The 12,802-nt window shown below is 72.5% G+C and carries 8 protein-coding genes; 3 read left to right on the top strand and 5 right to left on the bottom strand.

The annotated features are described in order from the left end of the window. The first annotated feature begins 147 nt into the window (after positions 1–147). The 3 genes from L6E10_RS35345 (at position 148) to L6E10_RS35355 (ending at position 2,950) form a co-directional block, all read left to right on the top strand. On the top strand, positions 148–576 hold the full coding sequence (locus L6E10_RS35345; RefSeq protein ID WP_236224513.1) for a hypothetical protein: 429 nt from the start codon (positions 148–150) through the stop codon (positions 574–576). 207 nt (positions 577–783) lie between these two features. After that, positions 784–2,706 carry an RICIN domain-containing protein gene (locus tag L6E10_RS35350; RefSeq protein ID WP_236224514.1) on the top strand — a complete coding sequence of 641 codons (1,923 nt, stop codon included), beginning with the start codon at positions 784–786 and terminating at the stop codon, positions 2,704–2,706. Positions 2,707–2,764: 58 nt separating this feature from the next. Next, positions 2,765–2,950, top strand: coding sequence for a hypothetical protein (locus L6E10_RS35355; RefSeq protein WP_236224515.1), 186 nt, complete (start codon positions 2,765–2,767; stop codon positions 2,948–2,950). A gap of 125 nt (positions 2,951–3,075) precedes the next feature. On the opposite strand, the gene L6E10_RS35360 is transcribed toward L6E10_RS35355, so the two are convergent. The 5 genes from L6E10_RS35360 to L6E10_RS35380 all read right to left on the bottom strand — a co-directional run bounded on the left by L6E10_RS35360 (position 3,076) and on the right by L6E10_RS35380 (position 12,680). Further along, complete coding sequence (locus L6E10_RS35360; RefSeq protein WP_236224516.1) at positions 3,076–3,495, bottom strand: DUF1761 domain-containing protein; 420 nt, start codon at positions 3,493–3,495, stop codon at positions 3,076–3,078. A 419-nt stretch (positions 3,496–3,914) separates the two neighbouring features. After that, on the bottom strand, positions 3,915–7,031 hold the full coding sequence (gene aroF, locus L6E10_RS35365) for a 3-deoxy-7-phosphoheptulonate synthase (RefSeq protein ID WP_236224517.1): 3,117 nt from the start codon (positions 7,029–7,031) through the stop codon (positions 3,915–3,917). Continuing rightward, entirely contained in the window at positions 7,031–7,960 is a 930-nt protein-coding gene (locus tag L6E10_RS35370) for a kinase (RefSeq protein WP_236224518.1), read from the bottom strand. The genes aroF and L6E10_RS35370 overlap by 1 nt, the downstream gene beginning before the upstream one ends. Next, positions 7,957–9,474 (bottom strand): argininosuccinate lyase, encoded by a 1,518-nt coding sequence (locus L6E10_RS35375; protein WP_236224519.1) that lies wholly within the window; start codon positions 9,472–9,474, stop codon positions 7,957–7,959. The genes L6E10_RS35370 and L6E10_RS35375 overlap by 4 nt, the downstream gene beginning before the upstream one ends. Continuing rightward, positions 9,471–12,680, bottom strand: a complete 3,210-nt coding sequence (locus tag L6E10_RS35380) for an amino acid adenylation domain-containing protein (protein ID WP_236224520.1) — start codon at positions 12,678–12,680, stop codon at positions 9,471–9,473. The genes L6E10_RS35375 and L6E10_RS35380 overlap by 4 nt, the downstream gene beginning before the upstream one ends. Positions 12,681–12,802 lie beyond the last annotated feature (122 nt).

Consider the following 12,802-nt stretch of genomic DNA (forward strand, 5'->3'; position numbering starts at 1 on the left):
TTCCATTCGCGGTGGACTTTGCGTTTTCAGCGGGAGCTTTCCCGAGTCGCGGGGGATGGTGGTGAGAGTGTGAGCTGCCGGCGAATCGACTGTGGGGAGATCCCACTTCCACTCCACTCCCAAGGGTGAGGTCCGAACCGTTGTGGCGTGCGAACCAGGCCTTCTGTAGTCGAGAACGCCGGGTCTCCCGACGCTGGAGTCGTTGCGAATGCCCGCTTTCCGGAGTCCGAGTGCTTCGGCTGGATCGCGTTCGGCCGCGAGTCCACCCTGCCGGTCCTCGTCGCGCCGGCCGGTGGGCACGGCGTCTTCGCGTTGCGGGACAGAGGATGTGCGGATCGACGCGGTTCCCGGGCGCTGGCGGAGCTGGTGCCGGCGCCCGTGCAGCGGTGCCGCGAAGCTCCTCGCCGCCGGGCGGGACCGGTGGGGAGGAGCCGGCGAGCGGAGTCGTTCGTCACCGCGCTCGACTGCCCGGACGGCCGCCGGCTGGCCGTCCGGTACGCCGGCACGCGCGATCAGGACCGGGTGCACGCCACCCCGGCGAGCCGCCCGATCATCAGGAAGTCGCTCACCGGCTGAGCGATCCGGTCATGTGCCGGAGGTGGGACAGGCAGCCTCTTCGCGCGGAACCGCCCGGCAGGGCGGGCTGAGCCGTCGCGATGAGGATCACCGCGCGTGCCAGGTGTGGCAATTCAAGGTGACACACCTCCGGGTGACCCTCCTGGCGGGTTCGGGGCGGACGTGTTGCCATCGGTCGCGTAATCCAGCCGTGGGAAGTGGGCAGTCATGCAGAACTGGCACTCGTTCGTGGTGAGCGACCTGTCCGAGCCGACCGGCACGAAGTTCGTCCTGGACCTGGCCGGTGCCGATGGCCAGCCGTTGACACCGCTGGTGCTCAACCCGCGGACCTCCACGCCGGCGCCGCAAGGTCCACGGCCCAACCAGCTGTGGTGCGTCAACGGCAACCTCCTGGTCAACCGGCTGAACGGCCTGTGCGCGAACGTCACCGCGAGTCTGACCACGCCGGGCACCCAGGTCATCGCCTGGCGTGCGAACGGTGAGAACAACGAAGTCTTCACCCTGACCGACGGCGCGTTCATGAGCTCGCTGGGCAACGGGACGCTCGCGCTCACCGTTCAAGGCGGGTCGACGGCGGCGGGCACACCCGTGGTGGTGGACACCTACACCGGGTCGCCCGCGCAGACCTGGGCACTGTGGCCCACCTACCCGGTGCAGGGCATCCTCGGGCTGCCGGCCGGGCAGTTCCCCGCCTACACCGGCGGCCAGGGCAACGCCTACGACTCGATCAACGAGCAGCTCCAGCAAGCCGACCTGCTGCCGCGCACGATGACCGTCGAGCAGTCCTACAGCGACCTCACCATCAGCCCGCTCACGCTGTCGCTGTTCATCGGCTCCTCGGCCACGTGCCCGACGGGGGTGTCGGCCACCGACTGGAACGCGGTGGTCACCTCGCTGCAGCAGCAGCTCAGCCTGGCCGACGACATCCAGCGCCTGTTCGGCGAGCTGACCGGGTTCATCAACTCGTTCTTCATCGACAGCGAGGCGTTGCTGGACGAACTGGGCGCGGACGTGGGCCTCGGGTCCCAGTCGCACACCGGCGCCACGGTCCTCGCCCTGGTCGAGGGCACCGTCTACACCGCGCTGTCGGCGCTGGGGCCGGTGGCTTCGGTGGTGGCGAACCTGATGAGCACGGCCTACAACGTCTACGAGACGACCACGAAGAACCCCCTGGCGACGTTCGAGGGCGCGTTCGCCGACCTGTGGGGCGCGCTGAGCGAGGCCTACACCGGCATCCTGGCGGCGGCCGGGTCCACGGAGAACTCGGTCCTGCAGAGCTGGGCCCAGATGCAGGCCTTCCAGTCGGGCATCGCCGACGGCGAGCTGAACTGGTCGGCCGAGCTGACCGGGCAACTGGTGGAAGCGGCCACGCCCGGCTACTCGCTCGCGATCATGCAGGCGCTGATCCCGTCGCGGTACGGCAACCAGCTGTGGGCGCAATACCCGCAGTCGCAGGGCCCGGTCAACGGCCCGCAGGGCGCGCAGTACAGCGTCGCCCTGCCCGGCGGGGCCTACGACGTGAACCTGCTCGCCTCGGGCGCCTCTTCCGGCGACTGCCCCAGCGAGGCGGCGCTGGCCGACATCTGGAACAACGGCGCGCTGCCGCAGGACGTGTTCGGCAACCAGAACGGGTGGAGCCTGTACACGCACTACCAGGACTGCGACGCCAACACGCTGTACACGACGATCTGGAACCAGACCCCCGACGACCTGTCGGTGACGGCGTGCACCTGGAACCAGACGAGCTTCGTCGCCGGTGCGGCGACCCGGCCGTTGGCGGCGTGGTCGAGCATCACCTACGGCACCACCAACGAGACCATGAACACCGATGTCGGCTTCAACGTCTTCAACCCTGCGGTGTCGACGTCCACCCCGGTCGCGACCTTCCACGGGCACATGGACGTGGCGGTGCTGGAGGCGGGCAACGTGTCGGTGACGGCACAGTCCACAACAGACGACTACCAGCTGGTGAACACCCAGTGCGCCAACGGTTCATTCCACCACGCGCAGCCAGGCCTGATCCAGATCACCGTCACGACCACCATGGTCACCAACGGCACTTCTCCTGCTGTGCAGCTGGTGAACCACCTCGGCGATCGACGTGTCCCGGTAGGACCCCCGACCTCGTAGCGCCCGCGCGGAAGACCGACGACCACCCGGGGTGGTGGGTGGTCGTCGGGTTGAGGTCATGGAGCTGCTCGCCAAGTGGCGCCCGCGCATCCGCAAGCCATACCGCGCGTTGCTGCTGACCGGCGCGCACGGCATCGCAGGGTGGGAGCACAGCGGGCACCTCGGCGCGGACGAGTGGCGTACCAGTGCCGACGAGCTGGTCGGCACGCTCATCCGGATGGTCACCGCCGAGAGTCGGCCGTGACGCCCTGAGGGAATGCGGCAAGGGTGCCGACACTTCGAGCGGGTGGACGTAGTCCGCGCCGACCGCGACGCTGATCAAGTCTTTCACCAGACGGCACAACGACTCCGCAGCGGCTTCTTACCTGATCAGAACGCCACCAGGATCAGCGCGGTGATCACGATGCCGACGAGGTGGTAGGCACCGGAGATCAGGCTGTAGGACAGCGGTCGCGGCATGTTCGGGTTGATGGCGATGATGACGGTGTTCGCGGCCAGGTAACCGATCCCGACCACCAGCGCGAACACGACCGCGTCGACGACGGTCTCGATGCCCAGCGCGGACATCAGCGCCGCCGTGGTCGTCACGACGAACAACGTTGCGACGGCTGGACCGCCGAAGAACAACGCCGGCTGGGTCGGCTTCGGGGTGCTCTCCCTGCCGAGGGCCGTGGCGTACGGCTTGGCGAACAAGCCGGCGAACCAGACACCGCCCAGAACGGTGTACGCGACAACGGCGAGGAGCACGGCGATCCACTTGACCGAACCCAACGCACTGACCACATTCATGTCCGCTTTTCCTTTGATAACAACGGCCTGGTGCCGTGTGCGGGTCTACTCTCGCGACCCGGTAGGACAGGGTTCGTCCTCTACCCCCAGGAGTTCTGCAGTGTCCTCAGACACAGCTCGTCCGGGGCGTTCCTGCACAGAGCGGCGGCTGTGGGAGCGGACGTGGGCGAAAGCCCCGAACGAACGCACAGCGGAGGTACGCCGCGTACCTCCGCTGTGCCGTCGCCGGTTGTGTGAGATGCCCGCGGCGGGTGGGGTTACCAGTCCCTGATGTGGTCGAGGATTGCCCTGTGCGCCTTGGCTCGGTCAGCCCGCCGCCGTCGCCGACCGGGTGCAGCGTGACCGGCTCCCCGGCCTCGACGCACAGGCGCTCCACGACGGAGACGCCGTGGAGGCCCGCGCCTCCACGCAGAGCTGAATCACCGCACCGCCCCGCGCTCCGGGTCGAGCAGCTGCCGGGGCAGGCGGCCGGCCAGCGCGGCCCAGTCCTCGAGTTGCCCGGCCAGGCCGGACAGGTCGGATGAGGTGAGTGCCTGCGGGCCGTCGCACAGCGCCGACGCCGGGTCCGGGTGGACGTCGATCATCACGCCGTCCGCGCCCGCCGCCACGGCGGCGCGGGCCAGCGGTCGCACCAGCTCACGCCGTCCGGCGGCGTGCGAGGGGTCCACCACGACCGGCAGGTGCGAGCGGGCCTGCGCGAGGAGCACCGCCGACAGGTCCAGGGTGTTGCGGACCGAGGGTTCGAAGGTGCGGATGCCGCGCTCGCACAGCACGATGTCACTGTTGCCGCGCAACGCGATGTACTCGGCGGCCAACAGCCACTCCTCGACGGTCGCGCTCATGCCGCGCTTGAGCAGCACCGGTTTCCCGCTGTCGCCCACTGCTTCGAGCAAGCCGAAGTTCTGCATGTTCCTGGTGCCGACCTGGAGCATGTCGGCCCAGTCGGCGACCAGCTCCACGTCGCGGCTGTCGACCACCTCGGTGACCACCGGCATCCCGGTCTCCGCGCGTACTTCCGCGAGGATGCGCAGCCCGTCGGCCCGCAGGCCCCGGAAGCCGTAGGGGGAGCTGCGCGGCTTGTACGCGCCGCCCCGCAGCAGCACCGCGCCGGCCGCCTTGGCCAGCCTCGCCGCCTCGATCGTCTGCTCCGGGGACTCGACCGCGCAGGGGCCGGCGACGAGCGTGAAGGTGTCCGGTCCGATGGCGACCCCGCCGACCTCGACGGTGGAGCGGGTCTCCCGCGCGGCGCGGTCGACCAGCGGGTAGGCCGACACCGGGCGCGCCTGTGGTTGGTGCAGCCGGAAACCGATCAGCGCGGCGGCTCGATCCAGGGTCTCGACCAGCTCGGCGCGGGTGGGCGCGGTGGCGATCACGTACCCGGCCCTGCCCCGGAAGTCGACGGGCGGCGCCACCTGCTGCCCCGGCTGGACGGTGATCGTCACCGCTCGTACGCCGGGCAGTGCCTCGACCAGTGCCACGCCGGTCACCTCGTCGAGCACGCCCGCCTCCGGCGGCAGCAGGAACTGGATGCCCGCGTGGCCGTCGACCGACTCCGGCAGCTCGACCTCCGCGCCGGCCGCCGCGCGGACCTGCGCGTCGAGCAGGTCGACTCCGGTGGTCAGCCGGAACAGCTCGGGGATCATGCCGCCCGCCAGCCTCGGGTTGATCTCGACCACGGACGCGCCGTCCGGGCCGATCTTGACCTCGGTGTGGCTGGGACCCGCTTCGAGTGCGACCGCGGCGAGCGCGGCGCGCACCGTCGATGCCACCTCCTCGGCCACCGGGGCGGGCAGCGCGGCGGGCAGGACGTGCCGCGTCTCGACGAAGTGCGGGCCGGGGGTGACGGTCTTCTCGACGATGCCGAGCAGCCGCTGCTCCTTGCCGGTGCCGAACATCTCGACGCTGTACTCCGGCTGGTCCAGGTACTGCTCGACCAGCGCGGCCCGCCGGGTGGCCTGGCCCCGGGCGTTCGCGGTGACGGCGAGGATCGTGGCGGCCTGCGCTGTCGCCTCCGCCGTGGTCGCGCACCGCAGCACGTTCGTCGACCCCGAGTCGCCGACCGGTTTCACCACGCACGGCAGTCCGGCGACGGCGACGGCGTCGCCGGTCGTCGTGGCCTCGGTGACCACGGCGAAGCGGGGTTGCCGCACCCCCGCGTCGGCGAGCGCGCTCCGCAGCGCGGCTTTGTCCCGGCAGCGCTCGACGGCGTCGGCGTCGGCGGCGGGCAGGCCGAGCCGGGCCGCGAGCCGGGCCGCCGTGGCGAGGTAGAACTCGCTGGTCGTGGTCACGGCGGCCACCGGGTCCCTGCCCGAGACCCTGGCGACGGCGAGCGCCAGCGCGTCCTCGTCGTTGGTGTCGCAGGTGACGACGGTGGCACCGGTGTCGGCCAGCCCGTGGTAGCGCTCCGGCTGGTTGGTCACCAGCACCGCCCGGTAGCCGAGTTCGCGGGCGACGCCGAGGGCCCGCATGCCCGTGCCCGTGGTGTTCGCCTCGACGAAGACGAACAGCGGCGGCCGGTCGCTGTCGTTGACCCGGTAGGACCAGCTGGACACCTGGACGCCCGCCGCGACCCGGCGCGGGGTGGTTGCGAGCGGCAGGTCGGGCAGACCGCGCTCGGCCCAGTACGCCTCGTCGTGCACGGTGTCGGAGTACCTGTCGCCCCGGTCGGGGAGGATGCCGACGACGCGGGTGCCGGGCGGCGCGGTGGCGGCGAGCCAGGTGAGCACCCGGTACACCGAGCCGGAGGTGTTGCCGCCGAAGAGCTTTTCCTCCCTGGTCAGCGCTCTGGTCGCCTCGAACGCCTCGCGGTCGTTGAGCCAGTGCACCTCGTCGATGACCTCGTGGTCGAGGTTCGGCGGGTGCAGGCTGTTGCCCAGCCCGCTCTGGAGCCGCTGCGGCCAGTCCTGCTGTCCGAACAGGACGCTGCCGACGCAGTCCACACCGATCACCCGCAGGCCGGGCAGGCGTTCGCGCAGCGCCCGCGAGGTGCCGCAGAGCGAGCCGCCGCTGCCGACCGCGCCGACGAGCACGTCGACCTCGCCCAGTTCGGCGACCAGCTCGTCGGCCAGTGCGCGGTAGGCGGCGGGGTTCTCCGGGTTGGAGTACTGCCTCGGCCAGAACGCGCCGGGCAGCGTGGTCATCAGCTCGTCCAGTTTGGACAGTCGAGCGCCCTGCCAGCCGTTGCCGTCCATCTCGGACACCACGTGCACGGAGCACCCGAGACCGGTCAGCTTGGCCATGGTGATCTTGTCGATGCGCGGGTCGGTGACGATGTGCACCGGGTGGCCCAGCAGGGTGCCGACCAGCGCGACCCCCAGCGCCATCGTGCCGGAGGAGCTCTCCACGATCGGCGCGCCCTCGGCCAGTTCGCCGGACCTGCGAGCGCGGGTGATGATGTTCTTGGCGACCCGGTCCTTCATCGCGAACAGGTTCTGCATCTCCAGCTTGGCGTGGACGAGCACGCCGCGCTCGGAACCGGTCCGCAGTCGCACCAGCGGGGTCCCGCCGATCGCGTCGATCAGGCTCTCGTTCAGCATCAGCGCCGCTCCAGTCCGTCGAAACTCAAACACCGGTACACCGCGACGTTGCCCGCGATGGACGAACACGCGCCCGCCGCCGCCGCGACCTGCTCCGGGTAGCCCGGAACCGCCGGGTCCAGCAGCACCCCGAGGCTGGTCCCGCTGTGCGCGGCGACCACGCCCAGCCCGCCGACCTCGCGGCACACCTCGAGCACCCGCTCCAGCAGCGCCTTGGGGCGCAGCACCTGGTTCATCAGCGCGCTGCGGGTGGCCACCCGGCCCACCTCGGCGAGGTCCCCGCGGCCCACCGCGTCGGTCATCCGCGCCAGCAGCCCGGCGTACTCGCGCCGGTCGGCGAGGGTGAACGGCTTGGGGATGCGGTTGAACTCGACGGTGTCGACCTGCCCGCCCTCGTCCACCCCGACGACGGTCATCGCCGGCAGCGAGCCGAGCACCGAGTGCAGCGCCACCCTGCGGTGGTAGAAGGCGACCACCCCCGGGTAGAGCACGCCGTCGGTGGGTTCGATGCCCGCCAGGTAGGTCTCGAGACGCCGGGGCGGCAGGTCGATCCCGAAGGCGGTGGCCACGGCGCGGGCGGTGGCCACCAGGTCCGCGGAGGAGCTGGCCATGCCCTTGCCCTCCGGCAGGCCGCTGTCGATCCGGATCTCGCCCGCGACCGGGCGGCCCGCGTCCCGCAGGACCATCCCGGCCAGCCGCAGCGCCTTGGTCTTGTGCGGGGGCCACACGGTCAGCTCGCCCGCCTCGGCGCTGCCCCGGAAAGTCGCCACGGACCAGCGCGCGATCGGCAGCGTGACCAGGAAGTCGCCGTCCTGCTCGGGCAGCACGCCCTGCAGCAGTTCGCCGAACACCCCGAAAGCGGTGCCGACGCCGGTGACGCCCCGGTAGAGCGGTCGGGGACCGGCGAGACTGCCCACCGTCCCGGTCACGACCGCACCCGCCTGTCCTGCCGCGCCTCGGCGAGTGCGGCCGCGAGCGCGGTGTCGGCGTCCGCGACGCAGGCGCGGCGCGCGGCCCAGTCCGCCGCCAGCCGGTCGAGTTCGGCGTCCTGCGCGGCGAGCAGGTCGCGCACCGGCCCCGGCCCCGTGGACCCGGCGGTGCGCTTGGCCGCGAGCGCGGTGGTGACGTCCATGGACTCGCGCAGGATCGCGGCCGAGTGCGGCGTGCGGTACCCGTGATCGGCCAGGGCGTCCTCCAGCAGCGCTGGATCGGGATCGGTGGGCGCTCGCCCCGCGCCGACGGCGGCGACGACGTACCGCCCGGCGACGACCTGGGCGGTGCGCCACGGCACGTCCGCGCGCAAGGTCAGCTGGTTGGCGAGGGTGAAGCCGCCGAAGTACTCCGCCGCGCACGCCGCCGCGAGGCGATCCTCGGCGAACGAGAGCCGGTCGAGCACGCCGGTGAGCAGCCGCGCGATCGAGGCGAGGTGGTCGAACGCGGCGGGCACCTGCGCGCTCGCCTCCTTGGACACCTCGACGGAGTTGCTGTAGGACGTGGCGCGCTGCGCGGTGGCGATGCCGTGGTAGGCGGCGTGCAGGTGCGCGGTGCGGCCCCGGATCCGCTCCAGCACGGGGAAGTTCTTCTTCTGCGGCATCGCCGAGGAGATGCCGGACCAGTCGTCCGGCAGGTCGATGAAGCCGTAGCCCGTGCCACCCCAGGTCATCAGGTCGGTGACGAAGCGGCTCAGCGCCACGCCCAGCATGGAGAACTCCGCGCACGCCTCCAGCGCCCAGTCCCTTTGGGACACCGCGCGCAACGCGTGCCGCTGGGCGCTGTCGCACCCGAGCAGCCGTGCCATGCGGTCGCGGTCCCAGGCCAACTCCTGACCGGCCATCGCGCCCGCGCCCATCGGGCAGGTGTTCGCGGTGCGGTACACCGGTTCGAGCCGCGACAGCGTGTGCAGCAGTTGCTCGGTGAGCGCCGAGAAGTAGAACGCGGGGCTGACGAGCTGGGCGGCCTGGGAGTGGGTGTACGCCGGCATCACCAGGTGCGCGGTGCGGGCGGCGAGCCTGCTCGCCGCCCGCCCCAGCTCGACCAGGAGGTCTGCGGTGTCCAGCAGGCGGGCGCGGCCGTGCAGCAGTTGCGCGGACGCCTGGAGGTCGTTGCGGCTGCGGTCGACGTGCCAGGCGGGCGGGACGCCGGGCAGACGCGTGGTCACGAACCGCTCCAGGCCGAACGCCAGATCGCTCATGGCGGCCCCGGCGACGCGTCCCACCGCCTCCGGTGTCGCCGCGTCGAGCGCGATGTCGATGTCGCCGACCTGCGCGCCGGTCAGCAGGCCCATTCGCGCGTACTCGACGAGCAGGACCTTCTCCAGCCGCACGTACTGCGGCAGCAGGGTGGCGAGTTCGAAGCGCAACTGCGGTTCGAGGACCTCGGTGCGCAGCAGGTCGTCGGGCCCCGCCGAGATCCGGCCGGTCAGCTCCACGTGGTCGGTGCTCACACCAGGCTCCTCGGGCTCGTCGGGCGTGGACAGGCCCCCAGCACGATCCGGGCGACCTCGGCGGCCCGGCTGCTCGGGAAGTAGTGGCCGCCCTCCGGCAGCTCCCGCAGGGTCAGCACGTCGCTGAGGCCGGCCCAGGCGGGGAGGCGCTCCCGCGCCCCGGCGGTGTGCGGGTCGTCGGCCGCCACGACGATGTCGACCGGTGCCGCCACCCGGTGTGCCCCGGGGTCGCGGAGCACGTCGCGGAAGAACCGGTTGGCGGCGCGCACGTCGTGGCGGTAGGCGGCGCCGACGACGCGGGCACGGCGCGGACTGCCGCCGTCGACCTCGATGTAGCCGCTGTCCTCCAGCATCGCGGTGACCAGGTCGCGCTCGTCCAGGGCGGCCACCCGCACGTCCTCCGCGCGCAGCTCCGAGTCGGTGGCGGGCCGGACCGCGCCGAGGAACACCCGCCGCGCGGGCTCGCCGTCGCGGTCGAGGAGACGGGCGAGGGCCAGCGCGGGCGCGGCGCCGCTGCTGTGGCCCCACAGCAGCAGCGGGGCGTCGGCCCCGAGGTGGGCCCGCAGTTCCGCCCGCACCGCCTCGGCGATGGCGGGCACCTCGGCCAGCTGCCCCGGTTCCGCGTCGAGGTCGTGCCCCGGCAACTCGACCGCGAGCACCCGCACCCCGTGCTCGCGCAGCTCGCGGGCCAGCTCGTGGAAGTTGACCGAGTTGCCGCCCTCGTGCGGGAAGCAGACGAGCGTCGCGACCGGTTCGTGGTCCACATCGGACAGTTGGTGCAGCAGTGGCGGCGCGGGCGTCGGGCGCTGCTCGTCGATCACCGCCGCCAGCTCGGAGAGCACCGGGTGCGCGAGCACCTGGCGCAGCGACACCAGCCCGTCGAGCCGCAGCAGCAACCGCACCACCGACAGCGAGGTGCCGCCGAGCCGGAAGAAGTGGTCGGCGTGCCCGATCCGCTCCAGCGGCACGTGCAGCACCTCGGCCCAGGCCGTGGCGAGCGCGCGTTCGGTCGGTGTGACGGGCGCCGCGTACGGCCCGTCGGCGTGCCCGAGCGTCGCCGCGACGGTCGCCAGGACCACCTTGTCGATCTTGCCGTTCGCGGTGAGCGGCAGCCGGTCCAGGCGGTGCACGTAGGTGGGCACCAGCTGGTCGGGCAGTTGCTCGGACAGCCGCCCGCGCACCGCTCCACCGTCGAGCGCGCCGGACCCGGTGAAGAACGCCACCAGGATGGGCTCGCGCCCCGCGCCGCTGTCGACCACGACCGCGCCCGAGGTGACCCCGTCGATGCCGGCCAGCCGGTGCTCGATCTCGCCGATCTCGACCCGGACACCGCGCACCCGGATCTGCTCGTCGCGGCGGCCCAGGAACTCCAGCCGCCCGCCGGGCAGCCAGCGGCCGATGTCCCCGGTGCGGTAGAGCCGCCTGCCCGGCCGGTGCGGGTCGGGGACGAAGGCCCGCGCGGTCTGCTCCTCGTCGTCGAGGTACCCGCGACCCACGCAGACACCGGAGAAGGCGATCTCGCCCGGCGCACCGAGCGGCAGCAACGACTTCGTGTCGTCCAGGACGGAGACCTCCACGTTGCGCACCGGACGTCCGAGGGTCACCTGCTCGTCCGCGTGCCGCAACACGGCGTGAGTGGTGTCGTCGGACAGTTCGGTGGCGCCGTAGGCGTTGACCAGCGTGGTGCCGGGGCAGCAGGCGAACCACCGGCGCGCCAGGTCCGGGCGCAGCACCTCGCCGGTCACCGACAGCGCCCGCACGGCACCCAACCCGCCCGGCCCTCTCTCCAGCCGGTCCAGCAGCACCTCGAAGTAGGACGGCACCAGCTGGGCGACCCGCACGCGCCCGGTGGTCAGCTCCTCGACCAAGGCGTCGGCGTCGAGCAGCACCTCCGCGTCCACGATCCGCGAACTGCCCCCGCACAGCAGCGGCGCCAGCAGCTGCCACAGCGAGATGTCGAAGCTCTGCGCGGCGGTCTGGGCCACTACCTCGCCCGCCGCGAGCTCCATGTCGGCGATCTTGGCGAGCAGGTGGTTGAGCAGGCCGCCGTGCTCGCACATCACCCCCTTGGGCGTCCCCGTCGAGCCGGAGGTGAAGTAGACGTAGGCCAGGGAACCGGGGGAGACGGGGACCGGGTCGGCGTGGGCGCCGGTGCCGAGGAGCCCGTCGATCGGCAGCACCGCGCGCCCTGCCGCCCACGCGCCGGGCTCGACCCCCTGCCCGGTCAGCACCACCCGGCACCCGGCCCGGTCGAGCACGGAGGCGATCCGCCCCGCCGGCGCCTCCGGGTCGACGGGGAGGTAGGCGCCGCCCGCACGCAGCACGCCGAGCACGGCGGCGGCCCAGCCGAGGCCGCGATCGGTGACGACGGCGACGATCTCGCCGACCGCCGGCCCGCGCTCCAGCAGGGCGGCGGCCACCTCGGCCGACCGCGCGTCCAGTTCCCCGTGGGTCCAGCTCCGGTCGCGGTGCGAGACAGCGACCTCGTCCGGCTCGCGCGCGGCCTGCTCGGCGATGAGCTGAGCGGTCATCCGGTCACCGAGGGGGACGCGCGGTCCCGACAGCTCGTCGAGCTGGTGGCGGATCTCCGCCGCGTCCAGCAGGTCCTCGACGCGGTGGACGGCGTCCGGGTCAGCGCACAGCAGCCGTACGGCGGCCAGGTGGTACCCGGCGATCCTGGCCACCGCGTCGGCGGAGAGCAGGTCGGAGCGCGAGGTCACGGTGAGAGCGCCCGCGAAGAAACGCACTCCGAGCACGGCCTCGTGGCGCGCACCCTCCGGCGACAGGTCGAGCACGGCCTCGACCTGCTGCTCCCCGCGTGGTGCGCCTCCGAGTGCCTGGCCACCGGGCGCGCCGCGCACCTCGGTGGCGCCGCTCACCAGTTCGGTCCAGCGCCTGCCGGCGACCTGCGCCGAGACCGCGCGGACGGCCGCACCGGTGACGAGTCCGGTGACGGGGGCCGGTTCGGCGGTGATCGCCCGCAGCACGGCCAGGTGCGCGGCCAGCAGCAGCGCGTCGACGGTCGTGCCCAGGGCGTCGGCCGTCGCGCCGAGCCGGTGCCGCAGCGGCGCCGGAACCTCCCGGTGGCAGTCGACCGGGACGGCGGGGCCGGGAGCGGGCCAGCGCGGCACGGCGGTGACGACCCCCGGTGACGGGCCGGTGCTCGCCACCCGCTCCGAGGCCGGATCAGGCGAACTCAGGTACACGTGATCTCCCTGCGCAGCAAGCGGTCCGCGCCGGAGGCGACAGCGCGGATCCCCCTTTCCCTTTCACACTAGGCATCACGCGGACGCACCGAACCGGCTTTGTTGCGCACGGACACAGCGGT

The organism is Lentzea sp. CC55 (assembly GCF_021056325.1).
GTDB classification, from domain to species: domain Bacteria; phylum Actinomycetota; class Actinomycetes; order Mycobacteriales; family Pseudonocardiaceae; genus Lentzea; species Lentzea jiangxiensis.